We start from the raw sequence: 23,816 nt of genomic DNA, 5'->3' as shown, positions 1-23,816 counted from the left end.
CACCTTGCTAGCCGACCGGACAGGAAAATGCACGCCCACGCTGACGCTGCCGACACGGCCCCGACTTGGCCCGACGATATTTTCGCGGCCTTGCAACGCTTCGACGTCCGGCAGGTGCCTTACGTGCCCGATGCAGGCCATGCGAAGCTGATCAATCGCGTGCTGACCTCATCCACGATGCGCGGCATTCCCCTGACCACGGAGGAGGAGGGCGTGGCGCTGCTTGCGGGCGCCTGGGCCGGCGGACAGCGCGGCGTGCTGCTGATGCAGTCGAGCGGCGTCGGCAATTGCATCAACATGCTGTCGCTGATCCCGATCCTGCGCTTTCCCTTCCTCACGCTGGTGACGATGCGCGGCGAGTGGGGCGAGTTCAATCCCTGGCAGGTGCCGATGGGATCGACCACCCAGGGCGTGTTCGAGCTCTCGGGCGTCCAGGTGCTGCGTGCCTCGAACGCGGCCGAGGTGCCGGCGGTGCTCGAGGCCGCTGCATCGCAAGCCTACAACGCGCTGACGCCCACCGCCGTCCTTCTGTCGCAGCGCCTGATCGGCGCCAAGGTTTTCACCAAATGAGCAAGGCCAATCTCCTCGACCGCCGTCAGGTGGTCTCCACGCTGCTCGCGAACCGCAAGGACGTTGTCGCGATCGGCGGCCTCGGTGCCTCCACCAACGACATGTGCGCGGCCGGCGATCACGCCCGCAACTTTTACCTCTGGGGCGGCATGGGCGGCGCGGCGATGATTGGCCTCGGCCTCGCACTGGCGCAGCCGACACTGCCGGTATTGGTCATCACCGGCGACGGCGAGATGCTGATGGGCATGGGCAGCCTTGCCACTATCGGCCTGCAGAAGCCGTCCAACCTCTCGATCGCGGTGCTCGACAATGAGGCCTATGGCGAGACCGGCGGCCAGACCAGCCACACCTCGGCCGCCGCCGATCTCGTCGGCGTCGCCCGCGCCTGCGGCATCAACGACAGCCGGGCTGTCACGACCATGGCCGAGGTCGAGGTCTTCGCCAAAGCCGTCCATGACGTCTCGGTCGGGCCGCGCTTTGCCAATGTGAAGATCGACAGCGCCGGCCTGGAGCGGATTTTGCCGACCCGGGACGGGACTTACATCCTCAACCGGATTCGCGGCGACCTCGGCTTCCAGCCGATCTAGGACGGGGCTTTCCGCCTCATCCGGCGCCAAGGTCCTGCACGCGGCCCGTGCAGACGGGCCAATTTGCACTGAATTTACAACGCACTTAGGTTGCGCTGCAATATAATGCTTGACTTCTGCGTGGGTGAGTGCTTACTCACCCAGCATGAGCTCATTGCGTATGACGAGCGACCTGAGGCGTCAATTGATCCTCGGTGCCGCGAAGCGCTGCTTTGCCCGACATGGCTACACCGGCACCACGACGAAGAGCGTGGCGGCCGCCGCTGCCATTTCCGAGGCGCTGCTGTTCAAGCATTTCCCCTCCAAGGCGGCGCTCTACGCCGAAATTCTCAGCGACGAATGCGAAGCGGATCCGGCGTTCATCGAGCTGCTCGAGCGGGAGCCCTCGACCGCCACGCTGGTCGAGGTGATCCGCAGGATGGTCGCGCATTTCCTGCGCATTGCTGATGGTCCCGATCAGGAAGAGGCGCAGCGCCTGCGACTGATGGCCACGAGCCATCTGGATGACGGCGAATTCGCGCGTTTGCTATATGCCAAGATCGAGACACTGATTGGGGCGGCTTTTGTCGGCTCGCTTGAGCGTGCCGTGGCCGCCGGGGATGCGCGGCCCTACGCTGGCGATCCGCTCAACCTGTTCTGGTTTGCGCATCATGCGGTGATGACCGCGGCGCTGACCAGGCTGCCGGCCACGCCTTGTCTCGCTTACGGCAAGGCGAACGACCTCGAGCGGCAGCTGTGTGAGTTTCTCCTGAGGGGTATCGGACTTAACGACGCCGCAATTGCTTCGCATCTGGGCCACGATCAGGCCGCGGATGCCGGCAAGGCGGCGATTGCAGAAAGTGCATGAAATGAACATCGTAACCGAGCACAAGATTTCGGGCGAACCGATCGACACCAAGGCTCCCAAGCGTCCGGTCCGTCCGGTGCTGTGGTTCATCATCGTCGGCACGCTGCTCGCCGCGCTGGTCGGTGGCCTCGTCTGGTTCAACTATTTCCGCGGCCAGATGATCAAGCAGTTCTTCGCCAACAACAAGCCGCCGCCGACAGCCGTCAGCGCGGCGGAAGCGAAGTCCGAGGTAGTGCCGAACCTGCTCACCGCGGTGGGCAGCCTCGTCGCCGTGCACCAGGTCGACGTCAGTGCCGACGTCAACGGCCGCGTCACCGAGATCAAGTTCCAGCCGGGCACGCGTGTCGAGGCCGGCACGCCCCTGGTGCAGCTGTTCGATGCGCCGGAGCAGGGCGACCTCGCCAACTACAAGGCCCAGGCGACCGTCGCGCAGCTGTCGCTCGACCGTGCCAAGCAGCTGGCCTCGCGCCAGTTCGGCCCGCAGGCGACCGTCGATCAGGCGCAGGCTGCCTACGACCAGGCGCAGGCGGGCATCGCCAAGACCGAGGCGCTGATCTCGCAAAAGCTGGTTCGCGCACCGTTCGCCGGCGATCTCGGCGTCCGCAAGGTCGAGGTCGGTCAATACCTGACGGCAGGTACGGCGATCGTATCGCTGACCGATCTGTCGGAGCTGTGGGCCAACTTCACGGTGACCGAAAAGGATTCCGGCAACCTCAAGGTCGGCCAGACCGTCCGGCTCAAGGTCGACGCCTATCCGGGCCGTACCTTCGAAGGCAAGATCACCACGATCGAGCCGCAGATCGCGGCCGACACCCGCAACATCCGCGTGCAGGCGACGATCGCCAATCCCGAGAAGATCCTCAAGCCCGGCATGTTCGTGACCACCACGGTGGTGCTGCCGGACAAGCCGGCCGTGATCACCGTTCCGGAGACTGCGGTCGACTACACGCTGTATGGCGACTCGGTGTTCGTGATCACCGAGAAGAAGGAAGAGGATGGCAAGACCAGCCTCTCCGCGGTGCGGACCTTCGTGCAGACCGGCAACCGGGTCGAAGGTCGCGTCGAAATCATCAAGGGCCTGAAGGCTGGCGACAAGGTCGTCGCCGTCGGCCAGCTCAAGCTGCAATCCGGCGCGGCGGTGTCGATTTCGACCGACCCGGCTCCGCAGATCCCGGCGCAGCCGCCGCGCTACTGATCATGACATTCAAGTGATCCGGCTTGGCCGGATCACTTCTCTTGAGACAAAGAAATCGAGATCGCCGCGATGGCCTTTACCGATATTTTCATCAAGCGCCCGGTTCTGTCGGTCGTCGTCAGCCTGCTGATCCTGCTGATCGGCCTGCGCGCGGCGATGGTGCTGCCGATCCGGCAATATCCCAAGCTGTCGAACACGGTCATCAACATCACGACCGTCTATCCGGGCGCATCCGCGGACCTGATCCAGGGCTTCATCACGACGCCGATCGAGCAGGCGGTCGCCTCCGCCGAAGGCGTCGACTACATCACCTCGTCCTCGGTGCTCGGCACCTCGACGATCCAGGTCTACATCAAGCTGAACTTCGATCCGAACCAGGCGCTCACCGAGGTGCTGGCGAAGACGAATTCGGTCAAATATCTGATCCCGAAGGAATCCAACGACCCGATCGTCACCAAGACCACGGGCCAGACCACGGCCGTGATGTATCTCGGCTTCTCGTCCGAGGAGCTGTCGGGCTCGGCGATCTCGGATTATCTGACGCGTGTGGTGCAGCCGGTGCTGTCGACCGTCGATGGCGTCGCCTCCGCCGACATTCTCGGCGGGCAGACCTTCGCGATGCGGCTGTGGCTCGATCCCGAGAAGATGGCCGGTCGCAATGTGTCGCCAGCGGACGTGGCTGCGGCGATCCAAGCCAACAACTTCCAGTCTGCGGCGGGTCAGGCCAAGGGCTATCTGATCGTCTCGAACGTCTCGACGAACACGGGTCTGACCAACGTCGATCAGTTCAAGAAGATGATCGTCAAGGCCAAGGACGGCGGCTTCGTGCGGATGGAGGACATCGCCACGGTCGAACTTGCCGCCCAAAGCACGGATGCGAGCGTCGCCTTCAACGGCGAGCACGCGATCTTCATCGGCGTGCAGGCCACCCCGCAAGGAAACCCGCTGACGCTGGTCAAGGGCGTGCGGGCACTGTTCCCGGAGCTCGAACGCAATCTGCCGCCGTCGATGAAGATGAAGGTCGCCTACGACTCGACCAAGTTCATCCAATCCTCGATCGAAGAGGTGGAGAAGACGCTGGGCGAAGCCGTGATCATCGTGATCGTGGTCATCTTCCTGTTCCTGGCCTCGCTGCGGTCGGTCATCATTCCCGTCGTCACGATTCCCTTGTCGATGATCGGCGTCTGCACGCTGATGCTGGCGCTGGGATTCAGCTTCAACCTCCTGACGCTGCTGGCGATGGTGCTGGCGATCGGCCTCGTGGTCGACGACGCCATCGTCGTGGTGGAGAACATCCATCGCCATCTGGAGGAGGGCAAGACGCCGGTCCAGGCGTCACTGCAAGGCGCCCGCGAGATCGTCGGTCCGGTGATCTCGATGACCATCACGCTCGCCGCCGTGTACGCGCCGATCGGCTTCCTTGGCGGCCTCACCGGTTCGCTGTTCCGCGAATTCGCCTTCACGCTGGCGGGCTCGGTGATCGTGTCGGGCGTGATCGCGCTGACCTTGTCACCGATGATGTGCTCGGTGCTCCTGAAGAACACCGAAGAGGGCCGCTTCGCCAAGCTCGTCAACAGGGTGTTCGGCGCGCTGACGCGCTGGTACGGCCGCAGGCTCGACCGCTCGCTCGACTACAAGGCGATCACCGGCCTGTTCGCTGTGACCATCCTCGGGCTCGTCGGCTTCCTCTACATGCACACGTCGAAGGAGCTGGCGCCGGAGGAAGATCAGGGCATCGTGTTCGCGGTGACCAAGGCGCCTAAATACGCCAATATCGATTATGTCGATTTCTACGGCGAGAAACTCGACGAGAAATTCCAGCAGTTCCCCGAGACCGATCTGCGCTTCGTGCTGAACGGCATCAACGGCCCGCAAGGCGGCATCGCCGGCATGCTGCTCAAGCCCTGGGACGAGCGTAAGCGCTCCTCGATCCAGCTGAAGCCGCTGGTGCAGGCCGAGCTCTCCAAGATCGAGGGCGTGCAGGCCTTCGCGTTCAACCTGCCGCCGCTGCCGGGCGGGCCGGGCGGCCTGCCGGTGCAGATGGTGATCAACTCCACCGCCGGGTTCCAGACGGTCTATGAGCAGATGGAGAAGCTGAAGGACGCTGCGCGCAAGAGCGGCATGTTCATCGTCTCCGACAGCGATCTCAACTTCAACCAGCCGAATGTGAAGGTAACGATCGACCGCAGCAAGGCGCAGGATCTCGGCATCAACATGCAGAACCTCGGTGCCACGCTCGCTGTGCTGCTCGGCGGCAATTACGTCAACCGTTTCAATCTCGAGGGGCGGTCCTACCAGGTGATCCCGCAGGTGCCGCGCGCCAAGCGACTGTCGCCGGAATCGCTCGGCGGTTACTACGTAACGACCAATACCGGCCAGCAGCTTCCGCTTTCGACGGTGGTGTCGATCCAGACCAAGACCGACCCGAATTCGCTGACGCATTACAATCAGCTCAATTCGGCGACGTTCTCGGCGGTGCCGATGCCCGGTGTGACCGTCGGCGCGGCGGTCGACTTCCTCGAAAGCGAGGCCAAGAAGCTGCCGCAGGGCTTCAGCCACGACTATCTGGCGGACTCCAGGCAATACGTTCAGGAAGGCAACCAGCTCGCGATCACCTTCGGCTTCGCGCTGATCATCATCTTCCTGGTGCTGGCAGCGCAATTCGAGAGCTTGCGCGATCCGCTGGTGATCATGATCTCAGTGCCTATGGCGATCGTCGGCGCGCTGATCCCGCTGTTCTTTGGCGCCGCGACCATGAACATCTACACCCAGGTCGGCCTGCTGACCCTGGTCGGCCTGATCACCAAACACGGCATCCTGATGGTGGAATTCGCCAACGAGCTCCAGGTCAACGAGCGGCTCGACCGCCGCTCGGCCATCGAAATGTCGGCCCGCATCCGCCTGCGGCCGATCCTGATGACGACGGCCGCCATGGTGACCGGCCTGATCCCGCTCCTGACTGCGACCGGCGCGGGCGCGGCCAGCCGCTTCTCGATCGGTCTGGTCGTCGTGGCCGGCATGTCGATCGGCACGCTGTTCACCCTGTTCGTGCTGCCGGCGGTGTACGTGGTGCTCGCGACCGACCACCGCGCGGCGGCCGATTCCGATCGAAACAAGCAGATCAACGAGCTCGATCTCGGCGCCGAGGCCCTGCGGCCGACCTGAGACGGCTCGCACGCGAACCAGAGGGCTGCAGCGGCTAAAACCGTTGCCGCCCTTTTTTCGTTGTGCCACGGCATCGGCCGTTCGGCGCCGCAGCCGCGGGGCCTTCTCGCGCCTGCGAAAGACAAGGCCCGTCCTTCTTGCTAGGTTCCGCGGGATGAGCCTTTCCCTCCATCCCGACATCCCACAAGCCAGGACGCTGCCGGGCGCGGCTCAAGCTGGCGCTGTCTCCGGCACGGCTGCGGGACGGGGGATCAGGATGCGGCTTTTCACCAAATATGTTGCGCTGTTCGTGGCTGTCGCACTGCTGGCCAACGGCCTGTTCGAGGTCTTCTTCTATTATCGTGAGCACAAGGCTTCGCTGATCGGCTCCCATCGAGCCGCGGCACTGGACTATGTTCGTCGAGCTTCCGGTCGAGGAGGGCTATGCTTCGTCGAGCAGCGGACCTCCCAACTGCGGCAATCGCTCAACACCATGATATCGTCTTGAAGCAGCACCATCGACGTGAACACCGAGCCCGGTGTATTTACCGAATTCATCATCACCCTGCCGCGCGCGATGGCGGCGGGCGGCACGTCCGGAGGCAAGTCGTGAACGTTTACATCCTGGTCGTCGACGACGAGCCCGACGTCGAGGCGCTGTTCCGGCAGCAGTTCCGGCGCGAGTTGCGCGCAGGCCGCTTCCAGATGGAGTTCGCCACCTCCGCGCCCGATGCGCTCAAGCGCGCCGCCGAGGTTCGCGCCCCCTCGTTGATCCTGATCCTGTCCGACATTAACATGCCCGGCATGAGCGGGCTGGACATGCTGCCGAAGGTGCGTGCCGCGCACCCGGACGTTCCCGTCATCATGATCACGGCCTATGGCGATGCCGAGACGCGGCGGAAGGCGATCGAGCGCGGCGCCGTCGGGCTGCTCACCAAGCCTATCGACTTTGCCTTGCTGCGACAGGAAATCGACACGAGGCTCGAGCAAGCCGCATGAGCACGACCCTCCTCTTCGTCGACGACGAGCCGGATCTCGAGGCGCTGGTCCTGCAAAAATTCCGCAGGCGGATCCGCGACGGAGAGGTGACCATCATTTTTGCCCGCGACGGTCTCGAGGCACTGGCTGCGCTCGAGCAGCACCCGCAGGTCGACATGGTGGTTTCGGACATCAACATGCCCCGGATGGACGGGCTGTCGCTGCTGACGAAGCTCCAGGAGGCCGAGGACAAGAAGTCGACCATCATCGTCTCCGCCTATGGCGACATGAGCAACATTCGAACCGCCATGAACCGCGGCGCGTTCGACTTCCTGACCAAGCCGATCGACTTCGCCGATCTGGAAGCCACGATCGGCAAGACCATCCGGCACATCGAGATGCTGCGCGAGGTGCGGCGACGGCAGATGGAAGCCGAGCGCGCCCATGCCGCGCTGTCGCGTCATTTCTCGCCCGAGCTGGCCAAGCGTCTGGCCGCCAGCGGCGAGGGCGAGGGAATCGAAGTGCAGTGGCGAGATGTCGCCACCATTTTCACCGACATTACGGGCTTCACCTCGCTGGTCGAGACCGCCCCGCCCGAGGCATTGGGCAAGCTGCTCAACGAGTATGTCGGCGGCATGACCGAAATCGTCTTCGCGCATGAGGGGACGGTCGCAAAGATCATTGGCGATGCGATCCAGGTGCTCTTCAACGCGCCAGGGGATCAGCCGGATTATGCCACGCGAGCGGTCGCCTGCGCCCACGCGCTCGATGCCTGGGCGCAGGAGTTCCGCGCGCGGCAACGTGCGACGGGCATTACATTTGGTGCGACCCGCATCGGCATTCACGCCGGGCCGGCGCTGGTCGGTAATTTCGGCGGCAACCGCTACTTCGACTACACCGCGTATGGGGATTCCATCAACATCGCGGCGCGGCTGGAGGCCGCCAACAAGCATCTGGGGACGCGCATCTGCGTCAGCGCCAGCGTCGCCGAGGCGGCTGAGAATTTTCAAGGGCGCCCTGTGGGTGAGCTGATGCTGCGCGGACGCAGCGAGCCGTTGCGCGCGTTCGAGCCGTTGCCGCCGGAAAAATATCAGGCGCCGGAAACCGCGCTGTATGCGGAGGCTTTCGCCAAGATGGCGGCCGGCGACGCCGCGGCCATGCCCGCCTTTGCCGCGCTGGTCGGCATGCATGCCGACGATTCCCTGGCCGGCTTTCACCTGAGGCGCCTGCTCAACGGCGCCAAGGGCATTCGCATGCAGCTTGAATAGGAGTACGTCATGATCCGCGATTTCCCCTCCGGCAATTACCGCTTCATTCCGTCGGTGTTTCAATATTCCGCAGGTGCAGCCGCGGATGACGGTTACGAAATCGAACGCGTCCGCTTCGATCGTCTGGTGCCGCTCGCAGAAGGGTTCGCGCTGGCGGCGAAGTTCATCCAGGAAGCAGGGCGTCCGCTGACGGCGTTCTGTGCCTGCGAGCTGCGCTCACCGGCGGCCTTCAGCGAGGAGGGCTTTCGCGCGTTCAACCTGCACTATGTGAAGACGCTGTCCGAATGGGGCATCTTCGACGGCACCACCAATCCCGTGGCGCGCAGCAATGTTTGTCCCGAGATCGAGCCGCCGTCCGAACCATCGTTCTATGCATTCTCGTTCACGCGGCCGACCCGCTCCAAGGCCCCGTCTTTCGTCATCGCCGGCGGCGCCGAGGCGCGCGAGGGCAGCGGGACCTATGTCGAGCGCACGGTGCGTTATCGCGATCTCAGCCCGGATGGCCTGCGCGAGAAGGTGCGCTTTACCACCTCGCAGATGGAGACCCGGATGGCGGCGTTCGGTTTTGGATGGAAGGACACCACCGGCGTCCAGGCCTATTCCGTCCACGACTTTCATCACGCGCTGGCCGACGAGCTGGTTCGGCGCGGCGCGCTGCGCTCCGGCCTGACCTGGCATTTCGCCCGGCCTCCGGTGGTCGATCTCGAATATGAGATGGATTGCCGCCGCGTGATGCGGGAAGCCGTGATCTGAGATCCTCATCCTGGTGGCGGCCGTCAGGCCGCGTCTTCCAGGATGGCCGAGGCGACAACGGGGCCTTCATGGTTCGAGACGCGCGCGAAGGGCGCGCTCCTCACCATGAGGAACGACTACCGCTGCCTCGGGTCGAGCGCATCGCGCAGGCCGTCGCCGAGCAGGTTCAGCGACAACACCACAAGGAAGATCGCAAGTCCGGGCCAGATCGCCATCCACGGCGCCTGCGTCAGGAAGCGTTGCGCGGCGTTGAGCATGCTGCCCCAGGACGGTGCCGGTGGTTGCTGGCCGAGGCCGAGGAACGACAGCGCAGCTTCGGCGATGATGGCGGCGGCGATCGAGAGCGTCGCCTGCACCAGCAGCGCGGGCAGGATGTTCGGCAGGATATGCGAGAGCGCGATCCGCCACGGCGGATTGCCGAGCGCGCGCGCCGCCTCGACATAATCCTCGGCCTTGACCACGAGGACCTGACCGCGGGTCAGGCGGATGAAGATCGGGGTTGCCGAAATGCCGATCGCAATCATGGCATTGCCGAGGCTCGGCCCGAGGAACGCCGCCAGCGCGATCGCCAGGATCAGGAACGGGCACGCCAGCATCGCATCCGTAACCCGGCTGATCAGCGCGTCGAGGAAGCCGCCGCGATAACCGGCGAGGAGGCCGAGCGGAACGCCGATGCCGAGCGCAATCGCAACCGAGATGAGGCCCGCCAGCAGCGAGGCGCGCGCGCCGTAGACGATGCGGCTGAGGATGTCGCGGCCGAGCTCGTCGGTGCCGAACCAGTGCGCCGCATTGGGCGGCTTGCGTACCAGGCTCCAGCTCGTCGCGATGGGATCATAGGGCACGATGAGCGGGGCCAGCACGGCGAGCAGGATGAACATCGTGAGCACGATGAGCCCGAACACCGCCGCCTTGCGCTTGAACAGGCGCCGGCGCGCGCGGCGGGCCGGGCTGTCCAGCTCGTCGGCGTGCGTAAGTGGGCTCGGCAGCGCGGCGTCGGTCATGAATCTAGCCCCGAAGCCTTGGATTGACGAGAATGTAGGCGATGTCGGCCACGAGGTTCAGCGTGATGTAGATCGTGGCGGTCACCAGCACCACGCCCTGCACCACGGCATAATCGCGGTTGAAAACGGCATCCACGATCAGCTTGCCGAAGCCGGGAATGGAGAAGATCTGCTCGGTCAGGACGGCGCCGGACAGCAGTGTGCCGAGCTCGAGCGCGCCGAGGGTGATGACAGGGGTCAGCGCATTGCGCATGGCGTGCTTGAGGATCACCGAGCGCTCCAACAATCCCTTGGCGCGCGCAGTGCGGACGTAATCGCTTTCCAGCACCTGAAGCATGGCGCTGCGCGTATGCCGCATCAGGACCGCGGCAATCGCATTGCCGAGCACGAAGGCCGGCATGATGGTGACAGCCAGGCTGGCGCGCCAGTTCTCGGTGAGCGGCACGTAGCCGGACGCCGGCAGCCAGCCGAGCTCGATCGAGAACAGGAAGATCAGCATGATCCCGAGCCAGAAGTTCGGCGTCGAGATGCCCCACAGCGCAAACAGGTTCGCGCAATAGTCCCAGGCCGACCCCTTCTTCACGGCGGCGACGATGCCGGCGGGAATGCCGATCAGGAAGGCGATCAAGATCGCCATCGAGCCCAGCTGCAGCGTCACCGGCAGCTTCTGCGCGATCAGCTCGCGCACCGGCATCTTGTTGCGCAGCGACTCGCCGAAATCGCCCGAGAGCACGCCCTTGATCCAGTAGACGTACTGCACCGGCACGGGCTGATCGAGCCGGTACTGGCGGCGGATCTGCTCGATCACCGCGGGGTCGCGCTCTTCGCCCGCCATGACCAGCGCGGGATCGCCCGGCAGCAATTGCTGCAGCGAGAAGATCAGCACCGAGACGAAGAACAGCGTCGGCACGATCTGCGCAAGGCGGCGGGCGAGGAAGTTCAGCATGGTCGCACCTGTGTCCCGGGCGCGGCGCAACATGCAATGTTGCGCCGCTGAACCGGGACCCAGCTGCCACGGTTCGTCGTCGCCGTGGGTCCCGGCTCTGCGGAGCAGCGCTTCCGCGCTGCGCCGCGTCCGGGACACGGACTGAGCTTCAGATCGATCACTTCAGCTTCAGCCCGATCACGCGCACGAGGCCGTCGGGCATCTGCTTGTAGCCTTCGAGCCTGGTCGTATGCGCGATGATGATGCGGCGGTGGTAGAGGTAGAGCAGCGGCTCCTCCTCCTGCACCAGTCTGGCGAGCGTCTCGTAGCTCGCCTTGCGCTTGGCGGGATCGGTGACCAACCGCGCATCCTCCAGCGCCTTGTCGGCCTGCGGATTATTCCACCCGCCGTAGTTCTGCGGCGCGCCATTGTGCAGGAACACGAAAGTGTTCCCATCCGGATCGACGCGGCCGCTCCAGGCGAGCATGTAGGCCTGGTAGTCGCCGGTCTCGGCCTGCTTCAGCCCGGTTGCGAATTCGGTGAGGCGTATCTTCATGTCGAACCCGGCTTCCGCCGCCATGGACTGGATCACCTGCGCCGGTGTCTCGGTCTCCGCGCCCTTGGGCACCAGGAAATCGACGCTCACCGGCGGTGTCACGCCGGCTTCCTTCAGAAGCGCCTTGGCCTTCTCGACGTTGCGGGGACGGATCGGAAGCGATTTCTGATAATAGGGGTGATCAGGGTTGACCCATTGATTGCCGACCTGAAACTCGCCGTTGAACACGACCTGGTTGATCGCCTCGCGGTCGATGGCGAGGTCGAGCGCCTGGCGCACCTTGGCGGATTGGCTGAGCGGTCCCTTGGCCTTGTCCTTGCCGATGTTGAGCGTGACGCCCTGATAGCCGAGCTCGATGGCGGTCGCGACCTTCAGACGCGAGTCGGCGCGCACCTCCTTCAGATCAGTGGCGAGCACCCGCTCGATCAGGTCGAGGCCGCCGGATTTCAGGTTCGCCAGCCGCACGGTGGCATCGACGATCGGCTGGAACACGATCTTGTCGATGAAGACGTTGTCCTTGTTCCAGTAGCCCGCGAACTTCTCGAACACGATGCGGTCCTGCTGCACGCGCTCGACGAATTTGTAGGGGCCGGCGCAGACCGGACGCAGGCCGAACTTGTCGCCGGCCTCTTTCGCCGCCTTCGGCGACATCATCATCCCGGCACGGTCGGTGAGCTGGGCGAGCAGCGGCGAGAACGGCGACTTCAGCACCAGCTTGACGGTGAGGGGATCCATGACCTCGATGTGATCGACCGAGGCCAGCTCCGGCTTGCGAAACGAGCCGGGGAACGTCAGATGGCGTTCCAGCGAGAACTTTGCAGCCTCGGCATCGAGCGGCTCGCCGTCGTGGAATTTCACGCCGGGACGCAGCTTGATGACGAGGCCCTTGCCGTCGTCGACGGTCTCGCTCGACAGCGCAAGCTGCGGCACGATGTTGAGCTTCTCGTCGATGTCGAACAGCTTGTCGCAGAAGGCGGAGAACACGATGCGGCCGACATAGGTGCGCGCCATCGTCGGATCGAGGATATCGGGATCCTCGGCGAGGCCGATGCGAAGCGTGGTCTGAGCCTGCACGGCTCCGATCGACACCAGGAGGGCGGCGGCCGTTGCGGCCAAGCGTAACATCTTCATCGGACAATCCCCATTGCTTCGGCTATTTCGTTGTGGATACGGCGTCTTGTATACCAACCCCGGTGAAGCTCCCGCCTTCCGTCTTTTGGCTGAAGGCCGCGACCAATTTTGCAAGCGCCGGCGAAAATCCGCCCGCTACCGGCAGAATGGCATCGGCAGACGGCAGCTCTGCCGTGCGGTGACAGGCGGTGGCGTGGCCGGTGCCGTCCGCCACGAGCTTCGGCGCCTCGCTCCGGCAACGCTCGATCACGAACGGGCAGCGGGTGTGGAAGCGGCAGCCGGCCGGAGGATTGAGCGCGCTCGGGATCTCGCCCTCCAGCAGGACCGTCGTTCGTTTCGCCTTCGGCTGTGGCAGCGGGATCGCGGACAGCAGCGCGCGACTATAGGGGTGGTGCGGCGCGGCGAACAGCGCGTCGGCTTCCGCCGTCTCGACGATCTGGCCGAGATTCATCACCGCCACATGGTCGGCGATGTGCTTGACCACGGCGAGGTCGTGCGAGACGAAGATGTAAGCGAGGCTGAGCCGGTCCTGCAGCTCGCGCAGCAGGTTGAGGATCTGCGCGCGGATCGAGACGTCGAGCGCCGAGACCGGCTCGTCGCAGATGATCAGCTTCGGCTCGACCGCGAGCGCACGGGCGATGGCGATGCGCTGGCGCTGGCCGCCCGAGAATTCGTGCGGATAGCGCCGGGCCAGTCGTGGTTCCAGCCCGACCAGCCGCAGCAGCTCGGCGACGCGCGCGCGGCGCTGTGCCGGCGGCACGAGATCGTGCAGCGCCAGCGGTTCGGTCAGGATCTGGCCGACCGTCATGCGCGGATTGAGCGAGGCGTAGGGGTCCTGGAAGATGATCTGCGCCTCGCGGCGGAAGGCGCGCAAGCCGCCGGCGTCGAGCGCGAGCAGGTCGCGGCCATTGAAGCGCACCGTGCCCGCATCCGGCTCGATCAGCCGCAGCACAAGACGGCTGACGGTGGATTTGCCGCAACCGGATTCGCCGACCAGCGCCAGCGTCTTGCCGGCCTCGAGCGAGAAGGAAACACCATCGACCGCCTTGACATGCGCCAGCGGCCGGCCGAACAGCGAGCGCTGGGCGACGAAATGCTTGACCAGGCCGTTGACTTCGAGGAGAGAGCTCATTGCTTCTGCACCCCGCAAGTACCGATCTCGTGTCCCGGGCGCGGCGCAGCACGAAGTGTTGCGACGCTGAACCGGGACCCAGATTGCCGCCACATGGGCCCCGGTTCAGCAGCGCACCACCGCGCTGCGCTCGTGCTGCGCTGCGCCCGGGGCACGAGAAGGGAGAACGAGACCATCACGCCACCAAACCTTCGAGCGGCGCGCGGATGCAGCGCGAGAGGTGGCCGGGGCTGACTTCGACCAATGGCGGCGGCGCGTGGGCGCAGGCGTCCAGCACGAACGGGCAGCGCGCCGCGAAGCGGCAGCCTGCCGGCGGCTGCGCCATGTTCGGCACCATGCCTTCGATCGTCGCAAGCTGCGCGGCGCGATGGTCGAGCCGCGGGATCGAGCCGAGCAGGCCTACTGTGTAAGGATGCTGCGGGGCGGAGAACAAGTCGTCCACCGGTGCGCGCTCGACGATCTCTCCGGCATACATCACCGCGACCTCGTCGCAGACTTCGGCGACGACGCCGAGATCGTGGGTGATCAGGATGATGGCGGCGCCGCTGGCCTCCTTCAGCTCGCGCATCAGCTCCAGGATCTGGGCCTGCAGGGTGACGTCGAGCGCCGTGGTCGGCTCATCGGCGATCAAGAGGTGCGGATCGCAGGCCAGCGCCATCGCGATCATCACGCGCTGGCGCATGCCGCCGGACAGCTTGTGCGGATATTCGTCGATGCGCCGTTCGGGCGAGGGGATGTGAACGCGGCGCAACAGCTCGATCGTCCGCTCGCGCGCGCTGCGACGTGAGCCGCCGCGATGGCGCAAGATGGTCTCGATGATCTGGTCGCCGATCGTGAAGCTCGGATTGAGCGAGGTCATCGGCTCCTGGAAGATCATCGCGAGCCGGTTGCCGCGCAGGTCGCGCAGGGTCTGATCCGGCATCTGCAACAGGTCGAACCCGTCGAAGCGGATCGCGCCGGATATTTCCGCGCTTTGCTTCGGCAAGAGGCCCATGATCGCCAGCGACGTAACGCTCTTGCCGCAGCCGGACTCGCCGACGAGGCCAAGCGTCGCGCCGTTGGCAACGCTGAGATCGACGCTGTCGACCGCGTGGGTGATGCGGCCGTCGTCGCCGTGGAAACGGATGCGCAGGTCGCTGATCTCGATAAGAGGGCTCGCGTTCATGAGCGTCTTGCGCGGCTTGCGGCGATGCTGGCGTCGATGACGCTGCGATCGGTGTTGCCGGCCGGGTTCTTTCGCGTCGGCATGGAGGGCCGGAAGTGCACCCAGAGCTCGTGGCTGACGCGTTCGAGCCGCTCGAGCTCGCCGAGCGGGTCGGGATGATCGTCGGCGCGAATGTCCAGCGCCGGCCATTCCTCCTCGCCGTGGATTAGCAGCGCGGCGGACTGCTTGCCGCGCTTGTCGCCGCCGGCGGCCTCCCCTGCGCGCATCGCCGCGAGCAGGCGGCGCGGGAAGGGCAGGCTGTCGTTGGCAAGATAGGTCTTTGCCGTTTCGGCGAGCACGTCGGCGCCTGCGAGCATGTTGCCCGCGATCGAGAAGTCGCTGCCTGCGACGTGCCCGCACCAGTCGATGCAATCGCGCCCTGTATGCGCGGCGATCTCGCCGCTGGCATCCATGATGTGGACCTGGCGGCTTTCGCGGCCGTCGTCGGTCGCGAGCAGGGTGGCGAGCACGTCGTGCGCGTTCAAACCTTCGCGCAGCAGCTTGACGCCGTCGATGCCGTAATAGGGGTTGACGAAGGCCTGCGTTGCGATGGCGCCGACGCCGGCGGCAATGTACGGAACCCGCGCGCCGACGGCGAAGAAGCGGGTCGCGACCGCGATGCCGAACTGGCCGGTGGCAGGATCTCGCGCGATGATCGACCAAGTCATGTGCTGCCTATCAGCGCCCCGCCGCGTAACCTTGCATGCCGCGCGGATTGGCGGCGGCGCGCCGGCGCGGACCGACACGCGAGGCCGCGGTGAGGCGGCCTTCGGACCAGTCGGGGCCGACCTCGACGATGTGTCCGCGCTCGCGCAGATTCTCGATCGTCGCCTTGGGCACGCGGTTCTCGACCACGAGCACGCCGGGGCGCGCGGTGCGTGGCCAGAACGAGATCGGGAAATGCTCGGAGTGCCAGGCCGGTGCGTCGATCGCCTCCTGGAGATTGAGATTGCAATGGACGTGTCGCAGGAAGAACTGCGTGATCCACTGATCCTGCTGATCACCGCCGGGCGAGCCCCAGGCGAGGTAAGGCTCGCCGTCGCGCAGTGCCATGGTCGGCGACAGCGTCGTGCGCGGCCGCTTGCCGGGCGCAAGCGCCGCCGGATGGTCCTCCTCCAGCCAGAACATCTGAGCGCGGCTGCCGAGGCAAAAGCCGAGCTCCGGAATGATCGGCGAGGATTGCAGCCAGCCGCCCGACGGCGTCGAGGACACCATATTGCCGGCCTTGTCGATGATATCGAAATGCACGGTGTCGCCGCGCACCTCGCCGAAGCGCCCGACGGTCGGCTCGCCGGCACCGAGCGCGCCGACGGCCTCGCGCTGACCCTCGGCGCGGCGCAGCTTGACGACGCCGCCAAAGCCCTCCACCGCGCCGGGGCGGAAGTCGAGCGAGGCGCGGTCGGTAACCAGCTTGCGGCGTTCGTCGTTGTAGGCGTCCGACAGCAGCGTCGTGATCGGGATCTCGTTGAACTTAGGGTCGCCGTAGAATTTTTCGCGATCGGCAAATGCAAGCTTGGCGCATTCGATCTGCAGATGGATGAACTCAGGCCCGGTCGGGTCGAGCCCATCGAGCGCAAAGCCCTTCAGGAGCGCGAGCTGTTGCAGCGTCACCGGGCCCTGGCTCCAGACGCCGGCCTTGCAGACGGTGTAGCGGCCATAATCGTAGGTGAGCGGCGCCTCGATCGTCGGCTGCCAGCGCGCCATGTCGTCGGCGGAAAGCACGCCGCGATGCGGCGAGCCGCTGACGTCCATCACGTCCTGGGTCCGGCAGAACCTGTCGATGGCCTCGGCGACGAAGCCTTGCGACCAGGCTTTGCGCGCCCGCTCGATCTCGGCGTCGCGGCCACCGCCGCCGCTTTCCGCTTCGCTGAGGATCCGGGCGTAGGTCGCGGCCAGCGTCTTGTTGGTGAACAGCGTGCCGGGCTTCGGCACCTCGCCGTTCGGCAGGTAGACGGCGGCGGAGGTCGGCCAGTGCTTGCGGAACAATTGCTCGACGGTCTGGATCGTGGCGCAGGCGCGCTCCACCAGGGGGTAGCCGTCGCGCGCATAGGAGATCGCAGGCTCCAGCACGTCGCGCACGCGCATCGTGCCGTAGTCGCGCAAGAGCATCATCCAGGATTCGAACGTGCCGGGGACACAGGCCGCGAGCAGGCCGGTGCCTGGCACCATATCGAGGCCCTCGCTCCTGTAGTGCGCGATGGTGGCGCGTGCCGGCGCCGGGCCCTGGCCGCAGATCACCTCGGTGCGGCCGCGCTTCACATCGTGCACGATGACGGGCACGTCGCCGCCGGGGCCGTTCAGATGCGGCTCGACCACCTGGAGCGTGAAGGCGGTGGCGACGCCGGCGTCGAAGGCGTTGCCGCCCTTTTCGAGGATGGCCATGCCGATGGCGGTCGCGATCCAGTGCGTGGTGGCGACGACCCCGAACGTTCCCTCGATCTCGGGGCGCGTCGTAAAGGGATCGGGATTGACGTTGCTGGCCATGGGCTACCTCATCTGCGGCGCGCGCAATTGATCACAGGGGCAGGCCGTCGCCAAATGCGCAGGCTGCATGGCACGCGCGCGTCACGCCGGGACCGGCGCGGTGTTGACCGCATGGCAGGCGACGCCGCCGATCAGTTCCGGGGCCTCCTTGCGGCAGAGCTCGAACGCCAGCGGGCAGCGCGGATTGAAGGCGCAGCCGGAGGGCGGGTTGATCGGGTTCGGAATCTCTCCCTTCACCGGAATACGCTGGCGGCCGCTCATGGCAAGGTCGGGCACGGCGCCCAGCAGCATCTTGGTGTAGGGCATGCGCGGATTGGCAAACAGCTCGCGCCCCTCCGCGATCTCGACGATGCGGCCGAGATACATCACGCCGACGCGGCTCGCCATGTGGCGGACCACGGCGAGGTTGTGGCTGATGAACATGTAGGTCAGGCCGAACTTGTCCTGGAGGTCGCGCATCAGGTTGAGGATCTGCGCCTGCACCGAGACGTCGAGCGCGGAGGTCGGCTCGTCGCAGACGATGAACTCGGCATCCGAGGCAAGCGCCCGCGCAATCGCGATCCGCTGGCGCTGGCCGCCGGAGAATTCGTGCGGAAACTTCAGCCGGTCGTCGGGATGCAGGCCGACCAGGGTGAGCAGCTCGGCGACGCGGGCCTGGATGTCGCGCTCGCCCTGGATCAGGTCGAAGGCGCGGATCGGCTCGGAGATGATGGCGTCGACGCGGAAGCGCGGGTTCAGGCTCGCATAGGGATCCTGGAAGATCATCTGGATGCGGCGGCGCAGCTTTCGCCGCGCTGGCGCCTGCCGCGGATCAGTCATCGAGACGCCGTCGATCAGGACGTCGCCCGCGCTCGGCGGCAGCAGCCCCACGACCATCCGTGCCACCGTGGTCTTGCCCGATCCGGATTCGCCGACCAGCGCAAAGGTCTCACCCTTCCTGATGTCGAAGGTGACGTGATCGACCGCCTTGAGATATTCGAGGTGTCCGCCTTCGAGCACCCGGTTGAGCCAGGGTTTCGAGACGTCGAACACCCGGCGCAGATTTGTGGCCTGAACAAAGGGGGCGCTCATGCCGCGCTCTCCGCCGGCACGTTGTCGTAGAGGTGGCAGGCGACCGATTGCGCGCCGCGCGGCTGCGGCTCCGGCCGCTCGACCCGGCAGCGGTCGAAGGCGAAGGCGCAGCGCGGATTGAACGAACAGCCGCGCGGGATCGCCGAAAGGCGCGGCATCGAACCGGGGATCTGCTGGAGGCGCTTGTCGTCGCCGGCCAGCGTCGGGATCGCGCCCATCAAGCCCTTGGCGTAGGGGTGCAGCGGATTTCTGACGACATCCTGCACCGGACCGATCTCGGCGACACGGCCGGCATACATCACCGCGACGCGGTCCGAGGTCTCCGCGATCACGCCCATGTCGTGCGTCACCAGCATCACGGCGGTGCCGTGGTCGCGCCCGAGCCGCTTGATCAGTGAGATGATCTGCGCCTGCACGGAGACGTCGAGCGCGGTGGTCGGCTCGTCGGCGATGATCAGCTCGGGCTCGGCGCAGATCGCGAGCGCGATCACGACGCGCTGACGCATGCCGCCGGAGAATTCGTGCGGATAGCCGTCGATGCGCCTGTCCGGCGCGGGAATGCCGACCTCGGCGAGCAGCTCGATGGCGCGGCGGCGGGCGGCGGATTCGGACAGGTCCAGGTGGGTCCTGATCGTCTCGATGATCTGGTCGCCGACCCGGTAGAGCGGATTGAGCGAGGTGAGCGGGTCCTGGAAGATCATGCCGATCCGCTTGCCCCGGATGCGGCGTATCTGTTCCGGCGGCAGGTGGTCGATGCGCTGGCCGGCGAGCCGAATCTCGCCGCCGGCGATGCGGCCGGGGGGATCGATCAGCCCGATCACGGCGAGGCCGGTGACGGATTTGCCGGCGCCGGATTCGCCGACCACGCCCAGCACCTCGCCCTTGGCGATGTCGAAGGAGACGCCGTCGATAGCGCGCAGCGTGCCGCGGCGGGAGGCGAACTCCACCTGGAGGTTGCGCACGGAGAGAATGGGTTCGGTCATGACCGAGGCGTACTCATCGAAGTGTTGCTCATCGGAGTTTCGGATTGAGCGCGTCGCGCAGCCAGTCGCCGAGCAAATTGATCGACAGGATCAGGCCGGCCAGCGCCAGGCCCGGGAAGGCGACGATCCACCATTCGCCCGCGAACAGGTAATTGTTGCCGATGCGGATCAGCGTGCCGAGCGAGGGCATCGTGTCGGGCAGGCCGACGCCGAGGAAGGACAGCGTCGCCTCGGTGATGATGGCGAGCGCCAGGTTGATGGTGGCGATGACGAGGATCGGGCCCATGGTGTTGGGCAGCACGTGGCGCAGCATGATCTTCGGTGCGGGCAGGCCGATCAGCTGCGCGGCAGCCACGTAGTCCTTGTTCTTCTCGACCATCACGGAGCCGCGCACCGTTCGGGCATACCCCACCCAGAAACTCAGGCCAATCGAGATCACCAGCACCACAAGCATGCTGGTGGCATCCAGCCGGTTGCCGAAGATGGACTTGGCGATGCCGTTGACCAGCAGCGCGATCAGGATGGCGGGAAAGGTGAGCTGCACGTCGGCGATCCGCATGATCACGCCGTCAACCGCGCCGCCGAAATAGCCGGCGATCAGGCCGAGCGCGATGCCGAGCGCGCCGGCGAAGATCACGCCGGCGACGCCCACCATGAGCGAGATGCGCATCCCGTAGAGGATGGCGGAAAACACGTCACGGCCCTGCTCGTCGGTGCCGAGCAGGAACGGGCTCTGGCCGTCGGCGGTCCACAGCGGCGAGATGCGCGAGTTCATCAACTGGAGCTGCGCCGGATCGAACGGGTTCTGCACCGCGAGGGCGGATGCAAAGATCGCGAGCAGGAAGAACAGCATGGTAATGGCCGCCGCCACCATGGTCAGCTTGGAACGGCGGAACGAATAGAAGATGTCGCTGTCGAGCGCGCGGCTCAGCCAGCTGCGGCCGGCCTGGGCGGGCGGCGCGCTCTGCTTGTCGGGATTGGAGGCGACTGCGTCGGACATGCAGGGCTGCCTTATGAGGCGCGGCCGACGGTCGCGCGGAGGCGCGGATCGACCACGGTGTAGAGGATGTCGACCACCAGATTGATGGTGACGAAGATTAGCGAAACCATCAGCAGGTAGGCGGCCATGATCGGGATGTCGACGTTTTGCACGGCCTGCACGAACAGAAGTCCCATGCCCGGCCATTGGAACACGGTTTCGGTGATGATCGAAAATGCAATAACCGAGCCAAACTGAAGTCCGGCCACCGTGATCACGGGAATCAGCGTGTTCTTCAGCGCGTGGCCGAAATGGATGGCACGGGTGGTCAATCCCCGGGCGCGAGCGAAGCGGATATAGTCGGTTCGCAGCACCTCCAGCATCTCCGCGCGCACCAGCCGCATGATCAAAGTCATCTGGAACAGGCCGAGGGTGATCGAGGGCATGATCAACGCCTTCAGTCCCGACAGCGTGAGCAGGCCCGTGCTCCACCAGCCGAGCTTGACCACCTCGCCGCGACCGAACGAGGGCAACCAGCCGAGTGTCACGGCGAACAGATAGATCAGCAGAATGCCGATCAGGAAAGTCGGCAACGAGATGCCTATCAGCGAAACCGCCTGGAACAGCTTGGCCAGCACGGTGTCGCGCCTGAGCGCCGAATAGACCCCCATCAGAATCCCGAACACCATTGCAAAGACGGTGGCGCAGATCGCAAGTTCCAGCGTGGCGGGCATCCGCTCCATCAACAGCGTGGAGACCGGCTGGCGGAACTGATAGGAGACGCCGAACTTGAACTGCGCGGCATCGGCGAAGTAGCGCACGAACTGCACCGGCACGGGATCGTCGAGGCCGAGCGATTTACGTACGATTTCGCGTTCGGCCGCCGATGTGTCGATCGAGACGATCTGGTTGACGGGGTCGCCGGCGAAACGGAACATCGAGAAGGCGATGATGCCCACGGCGAACATGACGCCGATGGCCTGAACGGCGCGGCGAAGCGTGAAAGCAAGCATGCCTTCCACTATCCTTGAGTGTGCGTGCGGCCGACGACTTTGTCAGCCGGAAAAAGGAAAGGTCCCGGACGCCTGATGCGCCGGGACCTCGTATTCAGCTGACGCTATTCCTTCTTGGTCGCCCAGTGGAACATGACCAGGTTGTCGGCGCGCTGCGGCAGGTTGACCTTTTTCGATACGCCCCAGGCCAGTGCCTGCTGATGCAGCGGAATGTAGGCCCAGTCCTTGATGCTGATGTCGTAGGCCTGCTTGATCAGCTGGTTGCGCTTGGCGGTGTCGGTCTCGACCAGCACCTTGTCGGTGATGGCGTCGAACTCCTTGTTGCAATAGCCGCCGAGATTGGCCTCGCCACGCGAGGATTTCGCATCGTCGCGGCAGCCCATGATGTCGTACAGCACGTTGTGCGAGTCCATCGTGCTCGGCGTCCAGCCCAAGAGGTAGAACGAAGTCTGGTAGCCGCCTTGCTTGAGCACCTTGGCGAAGTACTGCGCCTTCGGCTGCGCCAAAAGATTGATCTTGACGCCGATGCGGGCGAGCATGCCGACGACCGCCTGGCAGATCGCCGCGTCGTTGACGTAGCGATCGTTCGGGCAATCCATCGTGACCTCGAAGCCGTCGGGATAACCCGCTTCGGTCAGGAGCTTCTTGGCGCCGTCAGGGTCGAATTTCGGTCGCGTGAATTCCTTGGACAGCACGAACAGTTCCGGCGCGATCATCAGGGCCGACGGCGTCGACAGCCCGCGCATCACGCGCGTCTTGATCAACTCGATGTCGATCGCCTTGTAGAAGGCTTCGCGAACGCGGGCGTCCTTGAACGGATTCTTGCCCTTGATGTTGGAGTAGAGCAACTCGTCACGGGTCTGGTCGAAACCGATGAAGATGGTGCGAAGCTCAGGTCCCTTCAGCACCTGGGCGTTCGGGCTGGAATCGACACGGGAGATGTCCTGGATCGGCACGGGTTCGATGACATCGACTTCGCCCGAGAGCAGTGCGGCGACGCGGGTGGCGTCGGAGGAAATCGGGGTGAAGACGATCTCCTTCAGGTTACCTTCCATCTTGCCCCAGTAATTGGGATTGGCCTTGAACACGGTCTTCACGCCGGGCTGATGGCTGTCGATGATGAAGGGACCGGTGCCGTTCTCGTTGAGTGAGGCGTAGCTCGGCGTGGTCGCCGCCACCGGCGTCGGATCGACGACGTTGTTCTCTTCGGCCCACTTCTTGTTCATGATGTACCAGACATCCCACGAATTATGCAGGATGGGATTGGGCGAGGGTAGGACGAAGTCGACGGTGTAGTCGTCGACCTTGATGACCTTGACGTCGGGCGCGAGGCGGGTCTGCATGTTGGACCCCTTCTTGCGGACGCGATCGGCGGAGAACAGCACGTCGTCGGCGGTGAAGGGATTGCCGTTGTGGAATTTCACGCCCTTGCGCAAATGGAAGCGCCAGCGGGTCGGCTCGGGAGTTTCCCAGCTCTCCGCCAGCGCCGGAATGATCTTGAGGTCCTTGTCGCGCGCGGTGAGGCCTTGGTAGACGTGACCGAGATGCGCGTGGGTCGTGCTCTCGTTGAGCGTGTAGGGATCGAGGGACTTCAGGTCACCCTGGTTGGCATAACGGAGCGTCTGGCTCGATGCCGGCGTGACCGCCAACGCAAGCGTACCGGCGAGCGTCGCCGCAAACAGACTTCGACCTAATGACATTCTTGACCCTCTCCACTGCCATGCCGATGATTTTTGATTGTTCGGCGGGGCTGATTGATCCATGTTGCCCAGAGTTCTCGACCGGTGCAAGCGCCATTCCAGCAAGGATCGCGCCAAGTTGCGCCGCTGTGCAGCAATGCAGACCATGCCGCCCGGCATGGAAGATCGCCCCTTTCGACTTTGGTTGACCATATCGGCGGGTTGCGGGACGGGGCGCGCCGCGCCTGCATCAGGTCGCTTGCGTCGCACCACAACTCGCGGCGATACTCCGCCAGGCCGCTCGAATCTCAATCTG

The 23,816-nt window shown here is 65.1% G+C and carries 20 protein-coding genes and 1 pseudogene; 9 read left to right on the top strand and 12 right to left on the bottom strand.

Annotated elements, in window-relative coordinates:
* Window positions 1–27: 27 nt before the first annotated feature.
* From D6B98_RS08130 to cnbZ, 9 genes and pseudogenes are all read left to right on the top strand, one after another.
* Complete coding sequence (locus tag D6B98_RS08130) at window positions 28–570, top strand: phosphonopyruvate decarboxylase (protein WP_164718467.1); 543 nt, start codon at window positions 28–30, stop codon at window positions 568–570.
* On the top strand, window positions 567–1,157 hold the full coding sequence (locus D6B98_RS08125) for a thiamine pyrophosphate-dependent enzyme (protein ID WP_126256484.1): 591 nt from the start codon (window positions 567–569) through the stop codon (window positions 1,155–1,157). The genes D6B98_RS08130 and D6B98_RS08125 overlap by 4 nt, the downstream gene beginning before the upstream one ends.
* A 160-nt stretch (window positions 1,158–1,317) precedes the next feature.
* Entirely contained in the window at window positions 1,318–2,004 is a 687-nt protein-coding gene (locus tag D6B98_RS08120) for a TetR/AcrR family transcriptional regulator (protein ID WP_205680465.1), read from the top strand.
* 1 nt (window position 2,005) lies between these two features.
* Window positions 2,006–3,199 carry an efflux RND transporter periplasmic adaptor subunit gene (locus D6B98_RS08115; protein ID WP_164718466.1) on the top strand — a complete coding sequence of 398 codons (1,194 nt, stop codon included), beginning with the start codon at window positions 2,006–2,008 and terminating at the stop codon, window positions 3,197–3,199.
* 69 nt (window positions 3,200–3,268) lie between these two features.
* Window positions 3,269–6,364 carry a MexW/MexI family multidrug efflux RND transporter permease subunit gene (locus tag D6B98_RS08110; RefSeq protein WP_126256482.1) on the top strand — a complete coding sequence of 1,032 codons (3,096 nt, stop codon included), beginning with the start codon at window positions 3,269–3,271 and terminating at the stop codon, window positions 6,362–6,364.
* Between the two features lie 154 nt (window positions 6,365–6,518).
* A pseudogene (locus D6B98_RS41900) lies at window positions 6,519–6,728 on the top strand (HAMP domain-containing histidine kinase); the annotation flags it as partial.
* A gap of 224 nt (window positions 6,729–6,952) precedes the next feature.
* Window positions 6,953–7,342, top strand: a complete 390-nt coding sequence (locus D6B98_RS08100; protein WP_126256481.1) for a response regulator — start codon at window positions 6,953–6,955, stop codon at window positions 7,340–7,342.
* Window positions 7,339–8,589 carry an adenylate/guanylate cyclase domain-containing protein gene (locus D6B98_RS08095; protein WP_126256480.1) on the top strand — a complete coding sequence of 417 codons (1,251 nt, stop codon included), beginning with the start codon at window positions 7,339–7,341 and terminating at the stop codon, window positions 8,587–8,589. The genes D6B98_RS08100 and D6B98_RS08095 overlap by 4 nt, the downstream gene beginning before the upstream one ends.
* Before the next feature lie 9 nt (window positions 8,590–8,598).
* Entirely contained in the window at window positions 8,599–9,342 is a 744-nt protein-coding gene (gene cnbZ, locus D6B98_RS08090; protein ID WP_126256479.1) for a 2-amino-5-chloromuconate deaminase CnbZ, read from the top strand.
* Between the two features lie 116 nt (window positions 9,343–9,458).
* Here cnbZ and D6B98_RS08085 read toward each other — a convergent pair whose 3' ends face one another.
* The 12 genes from D6B98_RS08085 to D6B98_RS08030 form a co-directional block, all read right to left on the bottom strand.
* Window positions 9,459–10,343 (bottom strand): ABC transporter permease, encoded by an 885-nt coding sequence (locus D6B98_RS08085; RefSeq protein ID WP_126256478.1) that lies wholly within the window; start codon window positions 10,341–10,343, stop codon window positions 9,459–9,461.
* Window positions 10,344–10,347: 4 nt separating this feature from the next.
* Complete coding sequence (locus D6B98_RS08080) at window positions 10,348–11,289, bottom strand: ABC transporter permease (protein WP_126256477.1); 942 nt, start codon at window positions 11,287–11,289, stop codon at window positions 10,348–10,350.
* A gap of 157 nt (window positions 11,290–11,446) precedes the next feature.
* Complete coding sequence (locus D6B98_RS08075) at window positions 11,447–12,955, bottom strand: ABC transporter substrate-binding protein (RefSeq protein ID WP_126256476.1); 1,509 nt, start codon at window positions 12,953–12,955, stop codon at window positions 11,447–11,449.
* Between the two features lie 22 nt (window positions 12,956–12,977).
* Window positions 12,978–14,087 (bottom strand): ABC transporter ATP-binding protein, encoded by a 1,110-nt coding sequence (locus D6B98_RS08070; RefSeq protein ID WP_126256475.1) that lies wholly within the window; start codon window positions 14,085–14,087, stop codon window positions 12,978–12,980.
* A 175-nt stretch (window positions 14,088–14,262) separates the two neighbouring features.
* The gene (locus D6B98_RS08065) at window positions 14,263–15,252 is read right to left on the bottom strand and encodes an ABC transporter ATP-binding protein (RefSeq protein WP_126256474.1); all 990 of its coding nucleotides are present in this window, start codon (window positions 15,250–15,252) and stop codon (window positions 14,263–14,265) included.
* Window positions 15,249–15,959, bottom strand: a complete 711-nt coding sequence (locus D6B98_RS08060; protein ID WP_126256473.1) for a DUF1028 domain-containing protein — start codon at window positions 15,957–15,959, stop codon at window positions 15,249–15,251. The genes D6B98_RS08065 and D6B98_RS08060 overlap by 4 nt, the downstream gene beginning before the upstream one ends.
* Before the next feature lie 10 nt (window positions 15,960–15,969).
* Window positions 15,970–17,775, bottom strand: coding sequence for a gamma-glutamyltransferase family protein (locus D6B98_RS08055; protein ID WP_126256472.1), 1,806 nt, complete (start codon window positions 17,773–17,775; stop codon window positions 15,970–15,972).
* An 81-nt stretch (window positions 17,776–17,856) separates the two neighbouring features.
* A complete protein-coding gene (locus tag D6B98_RS08050) occupies window positions 17,857–18,846 on the bottom strand; it encodes an ABC transporter ATP-binding protein (RefSeq protein WP_126256471.1) in 990 nt (329 codons plus the stop codon).
* Window positions 18,843–19,829, bottom strand: a complete 987-nt coding sequence (locus D6B98_RS08045; protein ID WP_126256470.1) for an ABC transporter ATP-binding protein — start codon at window positions 19,827–19,829, stop codon at window positions 18,843–18,845. Before D6B98_RS08045 ends, D6B98_RS08050 begins: the two co-directional genes overlap by 4 nt.
* Before the next feature lie 28 nt (window positions 19,830–19,857).
* Window positions 19,858–20,829, bottom strand: coding sequence for an ABC transporter permease (locus D6B98_RS08040; RefSeq protein ID WP_126256469.1), 972 nt, complete (start codon window positions 20,827–20,829; stop codon window positions 19,858–19,860).
* Window positions 20,830–20,840: 11 nt separating this feature from the next.
* Window positions 20,841–21,821: an ABC transporter permease gene (locus D6B98_RS08035; RefSeq protein ID WP_126256468.1), complete on the bottom strand. Its 981-nt coding sequence runs from the start codon at window positions 21,819–21,821 to the stop codon at window positions 20,841–20,843.
* A gap of 104 nt (window positions 21,822–21,925) precedes the next feature.
* Window positions 21,926–23,521, bottom strand: coding sequence for an ABC transporter substrate-binding protein (locus tag D6B98_RS08030; protein ID WP_126256467.1), 1,596 nt, complete (start codon window positions 23,519–23,521; stop codon window positions 21,926–21,928).
* Between the last annotated feature and the right edge of the window lie 295 nt (window positions 23,522–23,816).

The organism is Bradyrhizobium sp. LVM 105 (assembly GCF_003957705.1).
GTDB lineage: Bacteria > Pseudomonadota > Alphaproteobacteria > Rhizobiales > Xanthobacteraceae > Bradyrhizobium > Bradyrhizobium frederickii.
The sequence above is the reverse complement of the archived record's forward strand: the minus strand, read 5'-3'. Positions and strand labels throughout refer to the sequence as shown.